The organism is Geodermatophilus sp. SYSU D00079 (genome assembly GCF_054050635.1).
Genome location: NZ_JBJGZS010000020.1, coordinates 1 through 20873, shown reverse-complemented (window position 1 = coordinate 20873; position 20873 = coordinate 1). Strand labels below are relative to the sequence as shown.

Sequence of the window (20873 nt, the reverse complement as noted above, 5' to 3'; positions counted from 1 at the left end):
CTGGGCGGCGGTTGGGTGTCCCCTGCCGGGGCGGCGCCGCCCACGTTGGGTCATCTCCTGCGCTCGGTCGCTCCGGTGACACCTTCGAGGGCCGACCGGTTCCCGGCCTGCTGGGTGGAGATGACGCTCAGGGAACCGTCGGTCTCCAGGACGACGGCGGCCACCGAGGACAGGTCGCCGGAGCCGGTGGCACGGATGGCCTGGCGCAGCTCGCTCATGGTGATCCGCTGCCGGTCGAGCGCTTCGGGGACGGGGCGGCCGTCCTCCAGCAGGAGGGTCGGACGGGCGGTGACCATGCTGCGGCCGCCCGGCAGCCAGGTCGTCGTCCGCGCGACGACGAACTGGAGGGCGGCGAGCAGGACCAGGGCGACGGCTCCCTCGCTCCAGGAGACGTCGCTGCTGAGCAGGATGGTCGCCAGGGTGGAGCCGAAGGCCACGCTGACCACCCAGTCGAAGGCGTTCAGCTTGGCCAGCGTCCGCTTGCCGGACACCCGGAGCAGGACCACGAGCGCGAGGTAGGCCGCCGCACCGACGGCGAGGATCCGGACGATGTCAGACCAGGAGTCGAACCACATGCTGGCCCTCTACCCGCGCCGCTCCCGGCTCCTGGCAGGCTCGGCGGGTGACGGGTGTTCTGGGATGGGTCGTGACCGCGGTCGGCGCAGCGCTGGTGTTCATGGCGCTGCGCGACATCTTCCACACGATCTGGCACCCCACCGGCCGCGGTGGGCTCAGCCGGCGGCTCATGGCGGCGGTGTGGCGCGTCGGGCGTCGGCGCCGGGCGCTGGGGGCGTTGGTCGGGCCGCTGGCGATGGTCGTGGTCGTGCTGGCCTGGGTGCTGCTGATCCTGCTCGGGTGGGCGCTGGTGTACTGGCCGCATCTGCCGGGCGGCTTCGTCTTCGGCAGCAGCCTGGACCCCGCCACCCGGGCCGGGTTCCTGGACGCCGTCTACCTGTCCACGGTCACCCTGGCCACGCTCGGCTTCGGTGACATCGTCCCGGCGGCGGACTGGCTGCGGATCGCGGTGCCGGTGCAGGCGCTCGTCGGTTTCGGGCTGATCACCGCTGCGGTCTCGTGGGTGCTGCAGGTGTACCCGGCGCTGACCCGGCGCCGTGCGCTGGCGGTGCGGCTGTCGCTGCTGCGCCGGGTCGACACCCTCGGGCTGGTGGCCGACCCCCAGTCGGCGCTGGCCGCGCCCCTCCTGGAGGACCTGGCGGTCGGGCTCGCGCAGCTGCGGGTCGACCTGACCCAGTACGCCGAGACCTACTACTTCCGGGACGGCGAACCCGAGGCCTCCCTGCCGGCGATGCTGGGGGTGGCGCTGCACCTGAGCGAGCACGCCCGGCGCACGCCGGGTGCGGACGCGCGCTACGCCGGGGAGCTGCTGGACACCGCGGTGGGGGACTACCTGCACGTGGTGGACGAGCACTTCCTCCACGTCGGTGGCCCGGCCAGGGCGATCGCCGCGGCGTACGCGGAGGACCACGGGCAGGAGCTCGCCCGCGCCCGGTGAGGTCGGGGCTCATCCCCGCCGGTCGGACCGTCCGGGGGCGGCCGACGTGGCGGGGCGGCTCTCGTGCCGGGTGGCGGCCCGGTAGGCGGCCCGGCCCGGCGCGGCGGTCACCCCGTGGACGACGACGCTGGCCACCACCACGAGGCTGCCGGCGGCGAGCACGGTGGGGTCGGCGCCGAGCCGCTCGGCCTCCAGCGCGAGGTAGAACAGCGCCGAGACGCCGATCGGCCCGAACCAGCCCAGGTGGAGCGCGTCCGGCCGGCCCAGCCGCAGCGGGCGGCGCAGCGCGACGAGGACGGGCAGCCGGCGGAGCAGGAGCACGGCCGCGGCCAGGAGCAGTCCACGCCAGCCGAGGTCGGCCCAGGCCGCCCACGGCAACGCGGCACCGACGCCGATGAACAGCGGCAGGACGAGGAAACGGTTGACGGCCTCGTCGATCGGCACCTCCGACGTCCGTTCGGAGCCGGTGCTCACGCCGTTGAAGGTCAGCCCGCAGACGAACACCGCCAGCACGCCGTCGACGTGGATCAGCCCGGACAGCCCGAGCACCGTGAGAGCCAGGACCGCGGTGAACAGGGCGAGGGGCCCGGGGTCGGTGGAGCCGTGTTCCTCGCCGGCCCTGAGCGCTCGCCCGCCGAGCCACCCGGTGACCACCCCGACGACGACGGCCCCGGCCACCTGCCAGAGGGACTCCAGCGCGGCCTCGGCTCCGGTCAGGGGGCCGGCGATGGCGATGGCGACGAGCACCAGGGGCAGTGCCAGGCCGTCGTTGGCGCCGGACTCCAGCGAGAGGACCTGCCGGTCCCGGGCGGGCAGGTCCTCCTCCGCCGGGCCTCCGGTGACGACGCTGGACGCGAGGACCGGGTCGGTCGGGCACAGTGCCGCGCCGAGCAGCGCCGCGGCGCCGAGTCCCACGCCGAGCACCCATGCCGACAGGCCGGCGGTGATGAGGGCCATGAGCGGCATGGCGACGGCCAGGAGGATCAGCACGGGACGAAGCCGCGACCGCACCGCGCCCAGTGGATACCGCAGGGCCACCGCCATCACGGAGATCGCCAGCAGGAGCCGGGTGGCGGTGTGCAGCCAGGTGTGGTCCTCGGTCAGGGGCCGCACGTCGAGGACACCGGCGACGGACGGGCCCAGGACGATGCCCGCGAGCAGGCCGAGCAGCGGCTCGGAGACGGGCAGCCGCCGCAGGCGCTCGGACAGGGCGGCGACGCCGAGCGCGATGAGTCCACCGGCGAGCAGGACGAGGTCCGTCTTCACGGGCCCCCCGTGCCCGCTGCTGGACGGGTCGAAGCGGCGGCAGCGGAACCGCGTGGAGGGCCGGTCGGGTGCCGGTCCTCGAGGAAGTAGGCGCCCAGGGCCCCGGGAGGGTGGCGGACACAGCGACCGGGTGGACGGCCAGGACCACCTCGAGGATCCGGGCGAGCCCTGTGTCGACGGTCAGCGGCTGGCCGGTGGCGAGGGCGGCCTCATGCGGTGCGGGACCGACCGAGACGGTCGTAGGTGCCGCCGGCGCAGAGGAGCTGGCTGCTGCGAGCACGACCACACCGGTCACCGCGGCCGGCCAGCCGGTCCGAGTCAGCCCGGTCGTTCAGCGGGCCACACCCCGGCGAGGGCGGAGTCGAGCGCCGCTTCCCAGGTGCGGCGTTCCGACGTGGTGATCCGGGTGGACTCCGCGGCGAGGTCCACGGCGGAACGGAGCCGGTCGCGCAGCGTGTGGTCCAGGACGCCACGGGGCGCGCGCCACGCCACCTCCCGCAGCAGGGCCGCGATGCGGCGCAGGACGACCGGCTGACCCGAGGCGTAGTGGAGGGGTTCCTCCAGGACGAGTTCGACCAGGTCATCGGGGGTCCACTGCGGCACGACCAGGCGCACGACCCCGTCGTCGTCGACACGGCAGTCGGGTCCGACCGGCCGGGAGACGAGGTCACCGAGCAGCGCCGAGGCATGGGACAGGGCATGCACGGCCGTCGTGGGGTCGTTGATGCCGGGCGACAGCGCACGGACGGCGATGTCGACGACCTTGCGCAGGCTGTAGGCGATGTCGCGAACGGGGGAGCGCTCGAAGTCCAGTCGTACCGAGCGGCCGAGGGCCTCCCTCAACGCCGCTGTGTCGGGATGGTGGACGCCGTCCCCGGCCCAGACGTGCGCGAGAGGTGTGCCGGCCACCACGGAGTCACCGATCCGGGCGGCCAGGAGGACAACGACGTCGGAGCCCGCCGCAGCGGACACCAGGCGTTCCTCGTCCACGTCGACGATGAAGCCGCTGGACGGGGAGGCGACCGGGATCCCGGGTCCGGGAGGCAGCCGGACGGGCGTCGCTGGGAGTTCGAGGTCATGGGGCAGCTCCCGATCGTGGGTGGCCCCGGCCTCCTCGTGGACGTCGCGGAGCATCGTCTCGACCCGGAGGGCGCGGGCCAGGTGCCCGAGGAAGAGCACCACGGCCAGGACGCTGCCGAGCGTCAGCACGTAGGCCACGGTGATCGAGAGGCGTGGGACGAACGCGGTCTCCCCCTCGGTGGCGCTCTCGGTGCGCACGGTCCGCAGCACGGTGAGCGCGTACACGAACGTGGCCGTCAACTGCGCCAGGGTCAGCTGGACGACCCGGTCGGTGGCGAAGGTCTGCAGCAGCCGGGGCGAGTACTGGCTGCTGCCCAGCTGGAAGGCCACGACGGTCAGCGAGAAGATCAGCCCTGTCACGGAGATGAGCGATCCGGCGATCGCGGCGAGCAGGTCGCGTGCCGCCGACGGCCCGCCGCCGAAGACGAAGGTCAGGGGATGCCCTGCGTCGCGGCTCTCGAGCAGTCCGTCCACCGCCGGCAGCCCGATGCCGACGCCGACCGCGACGACGACGGTGACGACCGGGATGGGCCAGAGAGCCCCGCGCAGCCGCGCGGCGATGGCACGGACCGCACTGCGTCGCCTGGGCCTCCTGGAGTTCACCGGGAGGACCCGTCCGGGGCTTCGGTCAGCACGCTGGGAGCGTCCCGCAGCGGGGCGATCCGCGCCCGAGCACGCCGAACTCCGGGCTGCGGGAGGCCGGACCGGCGGCGAGACTCGGCGGGCACCCACCCCGTCCGGCAGGAGGACCGCCGTGCCCAGGATCGACCGGATCGCCGAGCCGTGGGGGACGCGGACGCCGTACGGACCGGGGGAGACCTGGCCGACGCGGGTGGACTCCTACCTGGCCGACGGGTTGACCGAGGACGACGTGGACCGCTGGGTCCAGACTGCGTCGATCCTGCACTCCAACGGGGACGCCTACGACATGGCGGTCAAGGACGGGCGGATCGTCGGCGTCCGCGGCCGGGCGGTGGACCGCGTGAACCACGGTCGGCTGGGGCCGAAGGACCTGTTCGGGTGGCAGGCCAACAACTCACCGGACCGACTGACCCGGCCGTTGATCCGGCGGGACGGCGAGCTCGTGGAGTGCGACTGGGACACCGCGATGGACGCCGTCGCCGGCCGGTGCCGGGAGCTGCTCGACGAGCAGGGGCCCAGCTCGATCGCGTTCTACACCACCGGGCAGCTGTTCCTGGAGGAGTACTACACCCTCGGGCTCATCGCGCACGGGGGGATCGGGACCAACCACGTCGACGGCAACACCCGGCTGTGCACCGCCACCGCCGCTGCAGCACTCAAGGAGTCGTTCGCCTCGGACGGGCAGCCGGGGTCCTACACCGACATCGACTCGGCCGACGTCATCTGCCTGTACGGGCACAACATGGCCGAGACGCAGACGGTGCTGTGGACCCGGGTGCTCGACCGGCTGGCCGGCCCGAACCCACCGACGATCGTCTGCGTCGATCCGCGGGAGACGCCGGTCGCCCGGGCGGCCACGGTGCACCTGGCGCCGCGACCGGGCACGAATGTGATGCTGATGAACGCGCTGCTGCACGAGATCGTGGCCAACGGCTGGGTCGACTCCGGCTACGTCGAGGCGCACGCGGTGGGCTTCGAGGAGCTGGCCAAGCGCGTCGGTGACTACCCGCCCGAGGTCGCCGCGGAGGTCTGCGACGTCCCCGTGGAGCAGATCCGCGAGGCCGCGCGGCTCATCGGCACCGCCGACCGCCTGGTGTCCACCGTGCTGCAGGGCTTCTACCAGTCCCACCAGGCCACCGCGGCCGCCGTGCAGGTCAACAACGTGCACATCCTGCGCGGCATGCTCGGCCGGCCCGGCTGCGGGATCCTGCAGATGAACGGTCAGCCCACCGCGCAGAACACCCGCGAGGCCGGCGCGGACGGCGACCTGCCGGCCTTCCGCAACTGGTCCAACGACCAGCACATCCAGGACCTGGCCCGGGTCTGGAACGTCGACCCGATGGACATCCCGCACTACTCACCGCCGACGCACATCATGCAACAGCTGCGCTACATCGAAGAGGGCTCGATCCGCTTCTTCTACGTCACCGCCACCAATCCCGCGGTCTCCCTGCCGGAGCTGCGCCGGGTGCGCGAGCTGCTGAGCCAGGACCGGCTCTTCCTCGTCGTCCAGGACATCTTCCTGTCCGAGACGGCACAGCTGGCCGACGTCGTCCTCCCGGCCGCGACGTGGGGGGAGAAGACCGGCACGTTCACCAACGTCGACCGCACGGTGCACCTGTCGGAGGAGGCCGTCGACCCGCCCGGCGAGGCCCGCCCGGACCTGGACATCCTCATCGACTTCGCCCACCGGCTCGGCCTGAAGGACAAGGACGGCGACCCACTGGTGAAGTGGTCGGACCCGGAGGGTGCGTTCGAGGGCTGGAAGGAGTGCAGCCGCGGGCGTCCGTGCGACTACACCGGCCTGTCCTACGACAAGCTGCGCGGCGGCAGCGGCATCCAGTGGCCCTGCACCGACGAGCACCCCGAGGGCACCGAGCACATCTACGTCGACGGGCGGTTCTGGGCCGCACCGGACTACTGCGAGAGCTACGGCCGGGACCTGGTCACCGGCGCGCCGCTGTCGGAGACCGAGTACCGGGCGCTCAACCCGGCGGGCAAGGCGGTCCTCAAGGCGGCCGAGTACCTGCCCCCGCACGAGCTGATCAGCGAGCAGTTCCCGTTCCAGCTGATCACCGGCCGGACCCTCTACCACTTCCACACCCGCACCAAGACCGGCCGCGCGCCGCAGTTGCAGGCCGCCGCCCCCGAGGTGTGGGTGGAGATGTCAGCCTCCGACGCCGCCGACCGCGGGCTCTGGGAGGGCGACCTCCTGGAGATCCGGACCCCGCGCGGTCGGGTGGAGGCCCGGCTCCGGATCAGCGGGATCCGTCCGGGTGTGGTCTTCCTGCCGTTCCACTACGGCTACTGGGACCGACCGGGCGGACACCAACCCCACGACGGGCACGGGCGGGCGGCCAACGAGCTCACCCTCACCGACTGGGACGCCTGCTCCAAGCAGCCGGTCTTCAAGACCGCGGCCGCGGCGGTGAGCCGGCTGGCGGAGGGTGACGGGCCGGCCCCGGCGCCGACGACGACCGGGTCGCGCCCCGTCAGCGGCACCGTGCCGCCGACGACGGGCGGCGACGAGGCGCTGGCCACGGAAGGCGGAGGTGCCCGGTGAAGCTCGGCCTGGCCATCGAGGAGCTGCACCGCTCGGAGAACCACCTGCACCGGGTCCTGCTCGCTGTCTCTGACCGGCACAAGGTCGACCACGAGGTCTTCTACGTCGCCCGCGACATCGCACGTTGGTCTCAGCGGCACGTCACCGAGCTCGCACGGATCGGTGCCGAGTTCGGCGTCGACCTCGATCCCGCACCCGAGGGGGAGCCGGGCATCCTCGAGAGGATCCAGCAGGCGACCTCCGACCTGCTCGGTCGTCGTTCTGAGCCCGGTCTGCTGCTGCTCGCCGACCTCCGCCACGTACACCGCGAGGCGGCCGGGGTGTCACTGGACTGGGAGCTGCTCGCCCAGGCCGCCCAGGGCGCCCGGAAGCGCGAGCTGCTGCAGCTGGCGGAGCGCTGTCATCCGGACACGCTGCGGCAGATGCGCTGGGCCAACGCCAAGCTCAAGGAGTCCGCGACCCAGGCACTGGTGAGCTGACGATGACCACTCCGCAGACCGCGACCCGCGTCGTCCTCCGGCCGCTGGCCACGCCGCTGCCACTCGGCTTCCTGGCCCTGGCCCTGGCCACGACCGTCTTCGCGACCGTCCAGCTGGGCTGGATCCCGCCCACCGAGGGCCGGGTGGCCGCCCTCACCGCGCTGGTCGCGACCGTGCCGCTGCAGCTCACCGCGGCGGTCATCGGCTTCCTGGCGCGCGACCCGGTGGCCGCCACCGGGATGGGGGTCCTCGGTGGCACGTGGGCGGTCGTCGGTCTCACCACCGTGACCTCCCCGCCCGGCACCGCCAGCAAGGGCCTCGGGGTCCTCCTGATCGTCGCGGGGCTCTCGATGTTCGTCCCCGCGTCCGCCGGTGCGGCCAAGCTCGTCCCGGCCGCCGTCATGGCGCTGGCCGGCGCCCGTTTCCTGGTCACCGGTGCCTACGAGCTCACCGGGTCTGCGAGCTGGAAGACGACGGCTGGCTGGGTGGGCCTGGCCCTCGCGGTGCTGGCCCTCTACGCGGCGGTCGCCCTCGAACTCGAGGGCGCCCGCGGGAGGACCGTCCTCCCGGCCGGCCGGCGCGGTCCGGCCGAGGCCGCGGTCCGCGGCGAGGGGTCACTCGAGCCCGACGCGCTGGCCGGAGAGCCGGGGATCCGACCGCAGCTCTGAGGAACCCGCGCCGTTGAGCAGTCCCGGGATCGCCCCCGTCCGCGCCCCGGGGCCTTCCCGACCCACACCGGCGGGGCTACGGTCTGTCCCGGTGCGCCGGGAAGTCTGGTCGGCAGTCGTGTAGCCGACTGTCAGGAGCCCGCATTGGCCACCATCTCGTCGTCCGTCCCTGCGCTGCGCGCGGAGGGGCTGAGCAAGCGGTTCGGCACCACCGACGCGGTGGTCGACGTGTCGCTGGACGTGGCGCCCGGGGAGGTGTTCGGGTTCCTCGGGCCCAACGGCGCGGGGAAGTCGACGACGATCCGCCTGGTGTTGGGCCTGCTGCGGCCGACCGAGGGCGCCGCCGAGGTGTTCGGGGTGCCGGCCGGTGACGTGGAGAAGGCGCACCGGCTGCTGGCGTACGTGCCCGCCGACGTCGCGCTGTGGCCATCGCTGACCGGGCAGGAGTGCCTGGACCTGCTGGCCGGTGTCGGTCCCGGCACCGATCTGGCCTATCGCGACGAGCTGGTGGAGCGGTTCGCGCTGGACCCGCATCGCCGGGCTCGCACCTACTCCACCGGCAACCGGCAGAAGGTCGCGCTGGTCGCCGCGTTCGCCACCCGGGCGCCGCTGCTGGTCCTGGACGAGCCGACCAGCGGGCTGGACCCGCTGATGGAGCGGGAGTTCCGCGCCTGCATCGCCGAGGCGGCCGCGCGGGGGCAGACGGTGTTCCTCAGTTCGCACCTGCTGGCCGAGGTCGAGGCGGTGTGCTCCCGGGTGGGCATCCTGCGCCGCGGCCGGTTGGTGGAGGTGGCCGGGCTCGCTGAGCTGCGTCGGCTGCGGCGGATGGAGGTGGTCGCCGACCTCGCGGCGCCGGCGCCGGGCCTGCAGCGCTTGGCGGACCTGCCGGCGGTGACCGGGGTGCGCTGGCCGACGCCGCTGCGGGTGGAGCTGTCGCTGACCGGCCCACCGGGGGCGGTGCTGCGAGCCCTGGCCGACGCCGACGTCCTCCGCCTGGAGGTGCGGGAGCCGTCGCTGGAGGAGATCTTCCTCGACTACTACGGGCAGGTCCCGGCATGAGCACCAGGACCGTTCCCGAGCTCGCGCCGGCCGCCAGCGGGCCGCGGCCGCCGCGCTCTACTGGGCGGACGGTCACCAGGGCGGTGCTCCGGCAGGTCCGGCGCGGGACCGTGATCGTGGCCGTCGTGTGCGCCGGGATGAGCGCGCTGGTCGTGGTGCAGCACCGCAGCCTCGGCGGCGCCCTCGGCACGGCGTCGGTGGCGGCGCTGGCGGAGAACCCGGCGATCCGCACGCTGTTCGGCCCGCCGGTCGCGCTCGACGACCCCGGCGGCTTCACCGTCTGGCGCGTCGGTACCGGGCTCGCCGCGCTGGTCGGCATCTGGGCAGCCCTGACCGCGACCCGGCTGACCCGGGGCGATGAGGAGGCCGGCCGTTGGGACCTCCTGCTGGGTGGGCCGCTGCGGCTGCGTTTCCTGACCGCGCGCGTGCTCGGCGTGGTGCTCGTCGGCGCCGCCGCAGCCGGCGTGGCGACCGCCGTCGCGATGATGCTGGCGGGAGCCGGCGTGACCGGGTCGGTGCTGTTCGGAGCCGTGCTGGCCGGGACGGGGATGCTCGGGGCGGCGCTGGGTGTGCTGGCCGCCCAACTGCTGCCAGAGCGCCGGTCGGCGTCCGGCCTGGCGGTCGCCGTCCTGCTCGCGGGCCTGCTGGCCCGGATGGTCGCCGACGGCGCGCCGACCCTGGGCTGGCTGTCCTGGACCAGCCCCTTCGGACTCCTCGGACACGTGGCGCCGTTCGCCCAGAACCGGGTGGCGCCGCTGCTGGTCCTCGCCGCCCTCGCTGCCGCACCGGCCGTCGCCGCGGTCGCGCTCGCGTCCGGTCGCGACGTCGGCGGTGCCCCGGTCGCCGGCACGGACCGGCGGACCTCCCGCAGCCGGCTGCTGCGGTCGCTGCCCGGCCTGGCCGTGCACCGCACCCGCCGGCCGCTGACCGTCTGGGCGGCCGGTCTGGTGGCGTACTTCCTGCTGATCGGCCTGCTCGCCACGTCGATGACGACGTTCCTGCGGGACAACCCGGTCTTCGCCCGGATGGCGGCCCAGGCCGGCTTCGCAGAGCTGGGGTCGGTGCAGGGGTACGTGGCGGCGCTGTACTCGCTGCTGGCCATCCCCATCGGGGCCTTCGCCGCGGCCCGGATCGCTGCGCTCGCCGCCGACGAGACCGCCGGTCGGCTGGCGCTGCTGTACGCGCTCCCGGTGTGCCGGGCCCGCTGGGCCGCGATCGAGGCCGCCGCGGTCGCCGGCGCCGCGATCCTGCTCGCGGCCACCGCGGGCCTGGCGACCTGGGCGGGTGCCGCCTGGGTCGGGGCCGGGCTCTCGCTGGGCGAGGCGCTGGTCGGCGCGCTCAGCGTCGTCCCGGCAGCGCTGGTGTGCCTGGGGGCGGCACTGGCGGCGCTGGGCTGGGCACGGTCGGCGGTGCTCGCCGTGGGCGTGCTACCGGCGGCCGGCGGCTTCCTGCTGCTGGTGCTCGCCGACACCCTCGACTGGCCGGGCGCGGTCCGCTGGCTCTCCCCGTTCGCCCACCTGAACGGGGTCCCGGCCGAGCCGTGGAACGCCGCAGGGGCAGCCGGCATGCTGACCGCCGCCGCGGTGCTCGCCGTGGCCGGCTGCCGCCGCTACGGCCGCCGGGACCTGACCACCTGAGCCACGGGAGGAGAGCCGCGCCCCGGATGTGTCGCCCGAGCCGGGTGCCTGTGGGGCGACGACGACGTCAGCCGAGACTGCTGATGAGGTCGCGGCAGGCCTGCTCACAGCGGCGGCAGGCCTCCGCGCACACGCGGCAGTGCTCGTGCATCTCGGCGTGACGGCCGCACTCGTCGCCGCAGGCCTTGCAGGCGGCGGCGCAGGCCTCGAGCACCGCGCGGGTGAGGTTGGCGTCGTAGCCGGTGTGCCGGGACAGCACCCGGCCGGTGGCGTCGCAGACGTCGGCGCAGTCGGCGTTGGTCCGGATGCACTTCGTGAGGTCGGCGACCGAGTCCTCGCTCAGGCAGGCGTCCGCGCACGCGGTGCAGGCCTGAGCGCACTCGAAGCAGGCCTCGATGCAGGCCCGCAGCTTGTCCCGGTCGATCCCGCCGAGGTCCTTCGGGTACGTGTCCAGCATCTGGGCGGCGACGGTCACGGGAGGCCTCCTCGTGGTACCGGCGGCGGGATGCCCGTACGGCCCCGCTTCGTGTACCGGTCCACAGCCCCTACCCCTGAGCGCCGCGCACTGCACACGTCGTCATCAGCTCGACATGTGGGGATCGGCCCGGAGATCAGCATCATGGTCCGTCCCGCCTGTCCGGCCGGGCCAGCTCCTGAACGCCTCCGCGACCGAGTGCCGCTGCAGGTCATGTGCGCCCTCCGGCGGATCCGGGCACCGTCGCCGACGACGGGTACGGGATGCGTGACGTCGCCTGGCCGGGGCACGCCTGGTCGCGTCGTTCGCGCGTTGCGGGCGGGTGGTGCACCTCTGGAGCGTCGGGGTGACGCCGCAGCGCTCACCGGCGCGCAGTCGGCAACGCGTGCCAGCTGTGGGTCGGATCCCGCGGAAGGGCGCCTGCCGGCGCATCGGGGGAAGGGTGATGTGCGGAGTGGACGACGGGCTCACGACCGGCGAGGCGCTCGTCGGCGCTCTGGTCATCACCCTGCTGTTGGCTGGTCTGCACGCGGCGGCGCCGCGGATCCGCCGGTTGCCGTTCGTCCCCGAGCGGGTGACCGGCTCCTTCGCCGGCGGACTCGCGGTGGCCTATGTGTTCCTGCACCTGTTGCCGGAGCTGGCGGAGGGCAACGAGGCGATCGGCGAGGCCCTCAGTGACGTGGTGGAGCCCACACCGCTGCTCGACCTGGGCGTCTTCCTGGTGGCGCTCGCCGGGTTCGCCGCCTTCTACGGCCTCGAGAGTCTGGCGCGAGCGCGAGCCGCCACCGGTCCGGGGGCGCGGGAGTCCGCAGGGGTGTACTGGCTGCACCTGGGGTCGTTCATGGTCTACAACGGCCTGATCACCTACACGATGGCGTTGCGCCTGCGGACGGGGCTGGCCTTCGCCGTCCTGTTCGCCATCGCGATGGGCTTGCACTTCGTACTCACGGACCGCTCGTTGGAGGAGCACTACCCGCGCCGGTTCCCTCGCAGCGGACGGCTGTTTCTCGCCGCCGCCCTCTTGCTGGGCTGGGGCCTGGACGCGCTGTTCGCCCCGACGAGCACCGTCGTCGTGGCACTGCTGACCGCCCTGCTCGGCGGCTCGATCCTGCTCAACGTGTTCAAGGAGGAGCTCCCCTCCAGCGGGAGGTCCAGCTTCGGCTGGTTCCTCGTCGGTCTGGCCCTCTACGCCGGGCTGCTCACCGCGGTCACCGCGCTGGGGGAGTGACGTCGTGGGCACGCGACATCACGATCGGGCACTGTCCGCGTCGCCCTCTGCGGCAGGACGCGTCTTGCCCGTCCGCCCCCTTCACGGTCAGGTGGGATGGCGTCCTGCGAGCGGAGCCGATGGACTGACTCCTTGCCCGCAACATGATGGCCCCGGCAGGGCCGGGGGTAGCTCACGAGGACGATTGCGCAGGATCCCGGGGGCCTGCGCGATCCAGACCCGGTGGTCCTAACCCGTGGCCACCGGGTCGCCCTGATCTCAGCGCTGCGGCCGGTCGGGGATCTCCCCGGTCTCCACCAGCCGCCGCGCCACCTCCCGCAGCTTGGTGTTGCTCTCCTGCGACAGCCGGCTGAGCACCGCGAACGCCTGTTGGGGCGGGAGCCGTAGCCGCTCCATGAGGATGCCCTGGGCCATCCCGATCAGGTTGCGGGTGGCCATCCCCGAGCGCAGGTTCTCCTCGGTCTGGGCGCTGTGCAGCGCGACCGCGGCCTGCGCGGCGAACGCCAGCGCCTCGCCCCGGGAGTCGGCGTCGAAGGCGCTCGGCTCCGGCGAGTACAGGTTCAGGGCGCCGAGGCTGCGCTGTTCGGCGTCGGTGAACAGCTGCAGCGACAGGCTGCTGCGGATGTCAGTCTGCTCCGCAACCGCCCGGGCCCAGCGGGGATAGCGTTCGTCGGCGCTCATGTCGTCGATCTGGAAGGTCTCCTGCTCCCAGATCGCATCCAGGCACGGCCCTTCCTCCAGCTCGTACTGCAGCTGGTCGGCCTGGCCCGCACGGTCGTCGCTGACGGCCGGGGTCTGCACCTCGCGGCGGTCCTTCACGAGCGACACGCTGGCCCACACCTTGCCGTCGAGGTTCTGCGCGGCGGCCTCAACCACCGCCTGCAGCGTGTGCTGCATGTCCGGCTCGTTGACCAGCTCGCGGGCGATCGCGGCCAGCCGCTCGTTGAAGTCCGCCATGTCGGACATCAGCCGTTCCTCCCACTGCCATCGGTCAGCGACCTCGACCCGCCGGGGAGGGGTCTTACCCGGACCGAGCCTCACACCGCGCCGCATGGGCACGGTTTCAGGTCACGCCCGTGTCGGACGATGCCACGAGGACGGGGTCTGCCATCACGCTACGGCGGAAGCGCGCTGAGAGCCGGACGCCCATGAGGCGCCCGGCTCTCAGTCCCTGTCCGAACAGTGCAAGGCCGCTGTTGCTGTGCTCCTCGCCGCTCTTGTAGTACCGGTTCGACACCGTCTGCTCGTTCTCTCAGCCGCCGAGCGCCATCAGCTGTCCCTTCGTCGCGTTGTGGACGTCGATCATGGTGCGGGCGAAGCGGTGACGCAGCGAGTGCCAGGGGAGCAGAGCGGTGGTCCGGTCCCGCTCGATCCGGGTGTACTGCCGGGTGTGCTCGGACCACTGGCCGCGGACCTCTGTCCAGGACTGCAGCGGCCAGCCCGCCCGCCGCATCGCCGGGAGGAGCGCCTTCGCCTCGAACGACGTGTACCACAGCAGCCCGCCGCGCTGGGCCGGGAACAGCAGGGCCTGCGGGTTGGTGCCGGCCTACTGCTCCTTGAGCGCCGCATCCACCCGCGCCCGCAGCGAGTCGCGGTGCGGGCGACGGCGGCGGTGCTGACCGTGCCCCGCCCGCCGCGGCCGCGCGGCTTGCCCGGCAGCGCGGTGAACCACGCGAGGACCTCCTCGCGGGTCCACAGGTTGCGGGAGAACCCGGCCCGCGGGCGGGGGAAGTCCTCCCGGTAGGTGTACTCGCGGACGGTGTCCACCTCGAGGTGGAAGGCGGCCGCGACGTGCTCGATGGTCCAGAGCGGGACCGACAGGTCGATGTCCACCGGACTGTCGGTCCGGATCCCGGCGAGCACGGCAGTCGCCCGGACAGTCCATGTCCCACGGGTCCCGTCCATCGCGCCGGTCACGGGGGTCCTCGCGCCTGGTACCGGACGCACCGCGGCCCCCGCCCTCGGACGAGGACGGGGGCCGCGGTCGGGTCGGCTCAGATGTCGTAGTACATCGCGAACTCGTGCGGGTGCGGGCGGAGGCGGATCGGGTCGATCTCGTTCTCCCGCTTGTACTCGATCCAGGTCTCGATCAGGTCGGGGGTGAACACCCCGCCGTCGATCAGGTACTCGTGGTCGGTCTCGAGGTTGTCGAGGACGGCGTCCAGCGAGGCCGGGACCTTCTCGATGCCGAGGGCCTCCTCGGGCGGCAGCTCGTAGAGGTCCTTGTCGACCGGCGCCGGCGGCTCGATCTTGTTCTTGATGCCGTCGAGGCCGGCCATCAGCATCGCCGAGAAGGCGAGGTAGGGGTTGGCCGACGGGTCGGGCACGCGGAACTCGATGCGCTTGGCCTTGGGGCTGTCACCGGAGATCGGGATGCGGCAGCAGGCCGAGCGGTTGCGGGCCGAGTAGACCAGGTTGATCGGGGCCTCGTAGCCGGGCACCAGGCGGTGGTAGCTGTTGACCGTCGGGTTGGTGAAGGCCAGCAGCGACGGAGCGTGGGCCAGCAGGCCACCGATGTAGTGGCGGGCGGTGTCGGACAGGCCCGCGTAGCCGGTCTCGGCGTGGAAGAGCGGCTCGCCGTCCTTCCAGAGGCTCTGGTGGCAGTGCATGCCGGAGCCGTTGTCGCCGTAGAGCGGCTTGGGCATGAAGGTGGCCGTCTTGCCGTGGGCCCAGGCGGTGTTCTTGATGATGTACTTGAACAGCATCAGGCTGTCGGCCGACCGCAGCAGCGTGTCGAACTTGTAGTTGATCTCCGCCTGGCCGCCGGTGCCGACCTCGTGGTGACCACGCTCGAGCTCGAGGCCGGCGTTGGTCAGGTTGGTCATCATCGTCGACCGCAGGTCGCTGTAGTGGTCGTAGGGCTCGACCGGGAAGTAGCCGCCCTTGGCGCGGGTCTTGTAGCCCAGGTTGGGGCCACCGTTCTCACCGGTCAGGGCGCCGGAGTTCCAGGAACCCTCGACCGAGTCGATGTGGTAGTAGCCCTCGTTGATGCCGGTCGAGTGCCGGATGGAGTCGAAGATGTAGAACTCCGCCTCCGGGCCGAAGTAGGCGGTGTCGGCGATCCCGCTGCTGGCCAGGTAGGCCTCGGCCTTCTTCGCCACGTTGCGCGGGTCGCGGCTGTAGGCCTCGCGCGTGATCGGGTCGTGGATGAAGAAGTTGACGTTCAGCGTCTTGTGCACGCGGAACGGGTCGAGGAAGGCGCTGTTGGCGTCGGGCAGCAGGAGCATGTCCGACTCGTTGATCGCCTGGAACCCGCGGATCGAGGAGCCGTCGAAGCCGAGCCCCTCGGTGAAGGTGTCCTCGCCGAACGTCGACGCCGGGATGGTGAAGTGCTGCATGACGCCGGGCAGGTCGCAGAAGCGCACGTCGACGTACTCGACGTCGTTGTCGCGGATGTAGGCGGCGACCTCGTCGGGACTGGTGAACATCGATCCTCCGGGAGTGGGCGGACAGCCGAACGGAAAACTACGAGCGCGGAGTTGCCCCGCAGTGTCTCCGGTGTTTCAGAGCGGTAACAACGGCGCGGGCGTGTCGCCGGGCGCCGGTCGCGGGGGCCCGCCGCAGGACGGTCCTACGCTGGCGGGCATGGTCGGGAACGTGCAGCCACCCTCTCAGGAGCGTCGCCGCGGTGCGTCGCTGGGGCTGCCGGCCGAGGGCCCCGGCTCGCTGGCCACCTTCAGCAGCCGTACCGGTGCCTTCCTCGTCGACGTCATCGCCTCGGCCCTCGTCGCCGGCCTGGTCACCGCGCCCGATCTGCCGGGGAACTGGAGCCTGCTGTCCTTCGGGCTGGTCACCGTGGTGGCACTGGTCATCTTCGGCCAGACGCCCGGCATGCGCCTGTTCGGGCTGCGCATCGCGCACCCGCGGCCGGGGGCGCGACTGGCCCCGTGGCGGGCCGTCGTCCGGACCGCACTGCTCATGCTGCTGGTGCCCGCGCTGGTCGTGGACGCCGACGGCCGCGGCCTGCACGACCGGCTCACCGGCACCGCCGTCGTCCAGGACTGAGCAGCCGGGCCCCGGACGCACGAGAGCCCCCGCGCCGGCCGGCACGGGGGCTCTCGTGGGGATCGGCCTAGCGGCGGCGGACCTGCCGCTGGCTCACCGACATCTGGCGGCCGCCGGGCAGCGGGCCACCGGGGACGGGCATCCGGGCACCGCCGAGGGCGGCCAGCCGCTTGCGCAGGGCGTTGAGCTCGGCGCCGGAGAGGTTGCGCGGCAGCTTCATCACGTGGGTGCTGAGCTTGCGCAGCGGCACCTGCCCCTCCTCGTCACCGACGAGGATGTCGTAGATGGGGGCGTCGCCGGAGATGCGGGCGACCTTCTTCTTCTCCTGCGCCAGCAGCGGACGGACGCGGGACGGCGCGCCCTCGCCGACGAGGATCACCCCGGGGCGGCCGAGCACCCGGTGGACGGCGTCCAGCTGCGTGGTGCCCGCGACGCCGGAGGAGACCTGCCAGTCGCCGCGCATGCCCTCCAGCACCCAGGCCGCCGCACCGGGCTGGCCCTCCACCTGCCGGTACGCCGAACCCTGCGCCCGGCGGCCGAACACGATGAGCGCGACCAGCGCACCGAGCAGGATCGCGAGGGGGATGAACAGGAACGGCGAGCCGAAGAGGATGCCGAGCAGCTCCACGACCGCGGCCACCGCCACGAAGGCGATGAGCATGATCCAGGGCAGCTTCGGGTCGTTCTTGCGGGTCAGCGAGTAGGCCTGCTTGAGCATGCGGACCTGGTTGCCGACCCGCTTGAGCCGGCCGACCTTCGGCTGCCCGTTCTTGTCGAGCTTCGGGGCCTTGCCGCCGCCGGCCTTGCCCTGGGGGACGGCGGCGGCCTTGGCCCCGGCGGCCGTCGACCCACCCCGGCCGCGGGCGGCGGTCGGGCCCCGCCCGGCCTTGCCGGTCGGGGCGGGGGAGTCGGGGGACTTGCTGCGCGCCATGCCCACAGGATAGGGGCGCGGCCGGGCCGGTCCGGTGGACCGGCCCGGACTCCCTCAGACGGAGGGGGTCAGACCCCGCGCCGCGACGGCCTGCTGGTAGAGCCGGCCGGCCCGGTAGGAGCTGCGCACCAGCGGCCCGGCGAGCACCCCGGGGAAGCCGATCTCCTCGGCCGTCCTCTGGAACTCCACGAACTCGTCGGGCTTGACCCAGCGGATGACCGGGTGGTGCCGCGGCGAGGGGCGCAGGTACTGGGTGATGGTCAGCAGGTCGCAGCCGGCCTCGTGCAGGGCCCGCATCGTCTCGACGACCTCGTGCGGTTCCTCGCCCATGCCCAGGATCAGGTTGGACTTGGTGACCAGCCCGGCCTCGCGGGCGGCGGTGATGACCGCCAGGGACCGCTCGAAGCGGAAGCCGGGGCGGATGCGCTTGAAGATCCGCGGCACCGTCTCGACGTTGTGCGCGAGCACCTCGGGCCGCGACGAGAACACCTCGGCCAGCTGGCCGGGGTCGGCGTTGAAGTCGGGGATGAGCAGCTCGACGCCGCACCCGGGGACGGCGGCGTGGATCTGGCGGACCGTCTCGGCGTAGAGCCAGGCGCCGCCGTCGGGCAGGTCGTCGCGGGCGACGCCGGTGACCGTGGCGTACTTCAGCTGCATCGTCGCGACGCTCTCGGCCACCCGGCGCGGCTCGTCGGCGTCGAAGTCCGCGGGCTTGCCGGTGTCGATCTGGCAGAAGTCGCAGCGCCGGGTGCACTGGTCCCCACCGATGAGGAAGGTGGCCTCGCGGTCCTCCCAGCACTCGTAGATGTTGGGACAGCCGGCCTCTTCGCAGACGGTGTGCAGGCCCTCGCGGCGCACCAGGGACTTCAGCTCGGTGTACTCGGGGCCGGTCTTCAACCGGGTCTTGATCCACTCGGGCTTGCGCTCGATCGGCACCTGGCTGTTGCGGACCTCCAGCCGCAGCAGCTTGCGACCGGCCGGTGCGATCGGGGAGTCCGAGGAGGGGGTCGGGGCCACCGTCTCACTCATGATCGGCCACGGTACTCGCCGACGCGCGCCGCCCCCGTCGCGTCGGCGACGGGGGCGGCGTGGAGGGGTGGGTCAGGGCTGCTGGCCGCGGGGGCCGGCGGTCGGGCCCTCGTCGGCGCCACCGCCGCCGCTGAACGGCTGCGGCGCGTCCGAGCCGTTCACGGTCTCGGTGTCGGGGCCGTCGCCCTCGACCAGCTGGGCGTCGCGCACCCCCATGTCGGACTCCGCCGGCGCGGAGTCGCCGGGCACGTCCTGGGCGGTCGAGACGGTCTTGCCGCTGTTGCTCGGGGAACTGGGCACGGGGTCCTCTCGGTAGCTGGGCACGGGCCCGTCCCCGGTGGGGGCGGGGGTCCACAGGTCGTCGTCCTTGCGCCGGCGGAGTGCGGCGAAGGCCGCGGCGCCGACCACCAGGACGGCGAGCAGCCACGGCCAGCGGCGGGGCGCGGGCTCGGCCTCCACCGTCCGCCGGATGTCCTTCCTCGTCCTCGCCGCCTTCCTCTCCAGGGCCCGCCGCCGCTTGCCGGCCTGCTTCTTGGCCTTGGTCGTGGTGGCCATGAGCTCCTCGCGGCGGGCGTCGAGCTCCTCCAGCGCCGTGTGGAGGCCGGCCGCGATGGACTCGCGGGTGGACTCCAGCACGGGGGTGACCGCCTCGCGGGCGGCCAGCACCCTGGGTGCGGCGTAGGCCAGGGTGGCCGCCTGGGCGGCGGTCAACCGGGGGACGACGTCGTGCTCGAGGGCCTTGTGCGCCGCCTCGCGGGCCGCCTCCACCCGCGGGGCCAGGTCGGCCGCGGCCTTGCTGGCGGCCAGCTGCGCGGCGGTGAGCGCCGACGCGACGCGCGGTGCGGCCGCCTCGCGGGCGGCCTCCACCCGCGGGGTGAGCGCCTCGCGGGCGGCCTCCACCCGCGGGGACAGGGCGTCACGGGCCGAGGCCACGGCCGGCGCGGCGACGGCCACCGCGGCCGCCACCTTCGGCGCCACGGCGACCCTGGCCGCGTCCAGCGCCGGGCCGGTCGCCTCGCGGGCGGCCTCGACGCGCGGTGCGAGCTGTTCCGCCGCCGCCCGACCGGCCTCCGCGACCGCCGTGCCGATGTGGCTGAAGCCCTCCTGGAGCTCCTCGCCGATGATCTGGCCGTGCGTCTTCTTGCGGAACACGGGATGCACCTCCGGGTTGATCGTCTCGGCGGCCATCCTGCCCGCTGGCCGCGGCGAGCACACCCCGAGTCCGATCTCGGGACGACGGATCCCCGGAGCCCCGGATAGCGTTCGCGGGTGCAGCTACGCATCTTCACCGAGCCCCAGCAGGGCGCCACCTACGACGACCTGCTCGCGGTCGCACGGCGCACCGAGGAGACCGGCTTCGACGCCTTCTTCCGGTCCGACCACTACCTGACGATGGGCGGGGACGGCCTGCCCGGGCCGACCGACGCCTGGGTCACCCTCGCGGGGCTGGCCCGGGAGACCAGCCGCATCCGGCTGGGGACGCTGATGACGGCGGCGACCTTCCGCCTCCCCGGCCCGCTGGCGATCTCGGTGGCGCAGGTCGACCAGATGAGCGGCGGCCGGGTCGAGCTCGGCATCGGCGCCGGCTGGTACGAGGAGGAGCACCGGGCCTACGGCATCCCCTTCCCGGAGGTCGGGGAGCGCTTCGACCGGTACGAGGAGCAACTCGCCGTCATCTCCGGGCTGTGGGCGACGCCGCCGGGGGAGACGTTCGACTTCGCCGGCGAGCACTACCGGGTGACCGGGTCGCCGGCCCTGCCCAAGCCGGTGCAGGCGGGAGGGGTCCCGATCCTCGTCGGCGGCCGCGGCAGGCGGCGCACCCCGCGGCTGGCGGCCCGCTACGCCGGTGAGTTCAACGTGCCCTTCGCGCCGGTCGAGGACAACGCCCGGCTCTTCGCCGGGGTGCGGGAGGCCTGCGAGGAGGCCGGTCGCGACCCGGCGTCCATGGTGTTCAGCTCCGCGCTCGTGCTGTGCGTGGGCCGGGACGAGGCCGAGCTGGGCCGCCGGGCGGCCGCGATCGGCCGCGAGGTCGGCGAGCTGCGGGAGCACGGGGCCGCGGGCACGCCCGCCGAGGTCGTCGACACCCTCGGCCGGTACGCGCAGGCCGGGGCCTCGCGGATCTACCTGCAGGTGCTGGACCTCGCCGACCTCGACCACCTGGACCTCGTGGCCGCAGAGGTGGCGCCGCAGCTCGGCTGACCACCCCGGGGGGGGGGGGGGGGGGGGGGGGGGGGGGGGGGGGGGGGGGGGGGGGGGGGGGGGGGGGGGGGGGGGGCGCGCGGGGGGGGGGGTCGTGAG

At 73.5% G+C, this 20873-nt stretch carries 19 protein-coding genes; 9 read left to right on the top strand and 10 right to left on the bottom strand.

Features of this window, described 5'->3' with window-relative positions; all coding sequences use genetic code 11:
- Positions 1-50: 50 nt before the first annotated feature.
- Positions 51-575 carry a DUF421 domain-containing protein gene (locus tag ACI79E_RS15830; protein ID WP_456933522.1) on the bottom strand — a complete coding sequence of 175 codons (525 nt, stop codon included), beginning with the start codon at positions 573-575 and terminating at the stop codon, positions 51-53.
- Between the two features lie 71 nt (positions 576-646).
- Between ACI79E_RS15830 and ACI79E_RS15825 the strand changes: the two genes are divergently transcribed.
- Entirely contained in the window at positions 647-1513 is an 867-nt protein-coding gene (locus ACI79E_RS15825; RefSeq protein WP_456933521.1) for a potassium channel family protein, read from the top strand.
- 9 nt (positions 1514-1522) lie between these two features.
- On the opposite strand, the gene ACI79E_RS15820 is transcribed toward ACI79E_RS15825, so the two are convergent.
- Both ACI79E_RS15820 and ACI79E_RS15815 read right to left on the bottom strand, forming a co-directional pair.
- Positions 1523-2779, bottom strand: coding sequence for a cation:proton antiporter domain-containing protein (locus ACI79E_RS15820; protein ID WP_456933520.1), 1257 nt, complete (start codon positions 2777-2779; stop codon positions 1523-1525).
- A 318-nt stretch (positions 2780-3097) separates the two neighbouring features.
- Positions 3098-4462 carry a DUF2254 domain-containing protein gene (locus ACI79E_RS15815; RefSeq protein ID WP_456933519.1) on the bottom strand — a complete coding sequence of 455 codons (1365 nt, stop codon included), beginning with the start codon at positions 4460-4462 and terminating at the stop codon, positions 3098-3100.
- 151 nt (positions 4463-4613) lie between these two features.
- Here ACI79E_RS15815 and ACI79E_RS15810 point away from each other — a divergent pair, with 151 nt between their 5' ends.
- From ACI79E_RS15810 to ACI79E_RS15790, 5 genes are all read left to right on the top strand, one after another.
- Positions 4614-7064, top strand: coding sequence for a molybdopterin oxidoreductase family protein (locus ACI79E_RS15810; RefSeq protein ID WP_456933518.1), 2451 nt, complete (start codon positions 4614-4616; stop codon positions 7062-7064).
- Positions 7061-7543, top strand: coding sequence for a hypothetical protein (locus ACI79E_RS15805; protein ID WP_456933517.1), 483 nt, complete (start codon positions 7061-7063; stop codon positions 7541-7543). Before ACI79E_RS15810 ends, ACI79E_RS15805 begins: the two co-directional genes overlap by 4 nt.
- A 2-nt stretch (positions 7544-7545) precedes the next feature.
- Complete coding sequence (locus ACI79E_RS15800) at positions 7546-8211, top strand: hypothetical protein (RefSeq protein WP_456933516.1); 666 nt, start codon at positions 7546-7548, stop codon at positions 8209-8211.
- Positions 8212-8355: 144 nt separating this feature from the next.
- The gene (locus ACI79E_RS15795; protein WP_456933515.1) at positions 8356-9270 is read left to right on the top strand and encodes an ATP-binding cassette domain-containing protein; all 915 of its coding nucleotides are present in this window, start codon (positions 8356-8358) and stop codon (positions 9268-9270) included.
- Complete coding sequence (locus ACI79E_RS15790; protein ID WP_456933514.1) at positions 9267-10907, top strand: hypothetical protein; 1641 nt, start codon at positions 9267-9269, stop codon at positions 10905-10907. The genes ACI79E_RS15795 and ACI79E_RS15790 overlap by 4 nt, the downstream gene beginning before the upstream one ends.
- A gap of 67 nt (positions 10908-10974) precedes the next feature.
- On the opposite strand, the gene ACI79E_RS15785 is transcribed toward ACI79E_RS15790, so the two are convergent.
- Complete coding sequence (locus ACI79E_RS15785) at positions 10975-11382, bottom strand: four-helix bundle copper-binding protein (RefSeq protein WP_456933513.1); 408 nt, start codon at positions 11380-11382, stop codon at positions 10975-10977.
- A 445-nt stretch (positions 11383-11827) separates the two neighbouring features.
- On the opposite strand from ACI79E_RS15785, the gene ACI79E_RS15780 reads away from it, so the two are divergent.
- On the top strand, positions 11828-12610 hold the full coding sequence (locus tag ACI79E_RS15780) for a hypothetical protein (RefSeq protein ID WP_456933512.1): 783 nt from the start codon (positions 11828-11830) through the stop codon (positions 12608-12610).
- A 258-nt stretch (positions 12611-12868) separates the two neighbouring features.
- Here ACI79E_RS15780 and ACI79E_RS15775 read toward each other — a convergent pair whose 3' ends face one another.
- The 3 genes from ACI79E_RS15775 to glnA form a co-directional block, all read right to left on the bottom strand.
- Positions 12869-13576 carry an ANTAR domain-containing protein gene (locus ACI79E_RS15775; RefSeq protein ID WP_456933511.1) on the bottom strand — a complete coding sequence of 236 codons (708 nt, stop codon included), beginning with the start codon at positions 13574-13576 and terminating at the stop codon, positions 12869-12871.
- Between the two features lie 286 nt (positions 13577-13862).
- A complete protein-coding gene (locus ACI79E_RS15770; RefSeq protein WP_456933510.1) occupies positions 13863-14063 on the bottom strand; it encodes a hypothetical protein in 201 nt (66 codons plus the stop codon).
- A 541-nt stretch (positions 14064-14604) separates the two neighbouring features.
- The gene (gene glnA / locus ACI79E_RS15765; RefSeq protein ID WP_456853161.1) at positions 14605-16038 is read right to left on the bottom strand and encodes a type I glutamate--ammonia ligase; all 1434 of its coding nucleotides are present in this window, start codon (positions 16036-16038) and stop codon (positions 14605-14607) included.
- A 157-nt stretch (positions 16039-16195) separates the two neighbouring features.
- On the opposite strand from glnA, the gene ACI79E_RS15760 reads away from it, so the two are divergent.
- Positions 16196-16615, top strand: a complete 420-nt coding sequence (locus tag ACI79E_RS15760) for an RDD family protein (protein ID WP_456933509.1) — start codon at positions 16196-16198, stop codon at positions 16613-16615.
- A 67-nt stretch (positions 16616-16682) separates the two neighbouring features.
- Here ACI79E_RS15760 and ACI79E_RS15755 read toward each other — a convergent pair whose 3' ends face one another.
- From ACI79E_RS15755 to ACI79E_RS15745, 3 genes are all read right to left on the bottom strand, one after another.
- Positions 16683-17546 (bottom strand): DUF4191 domain-containing protein, encoded by an 864-nt coding sequence (locus ACI79E_RS15755; RefSeq protein ID WP_456933508.1) that lies wholly within the window; start codon positions 17544-17546, stop codon positions 16683-16685.
- Positions 17547-17600: 54 nt separating this feature from the next.
- Entirely contained in the window at positions 17601-18575 is a 975-nt protein-coding gene (lipA, locus tag ACI79E_RS15750) for a lipoyl synthase (protein WP_456933507.1), read from the bottom strand.
- Between the two features lie 72 nt (positions 18576-18647).
- Positions 18648-19763, bottom strand: a complete 1116-nt coding sequence (locus ACI79E_RS15745; RefSeq protein WP_456933506.1) for a hypothetical protein — start codon at positions 19761-19763, stop codon at positions 18648-18650.
- An 81-nt stretch (positions 19764-19844) separates the two neighbouring features.
- On the opposite strand from ACI79E_RS15745, the gene ACI79E_RS15740 reads away from it, so the two are divergent.
- Entirely contained in the window at positions 19845-20774 is a 930-nt protein-coding gene (locus tag ACI79E_RS15740) for an LLM class F420-dependent oxidoreductase (RefSeq protein WP_456933505.1), read from the top strand.
- Positions 20775-20873 lie beyond the last annotated feature (99 nt).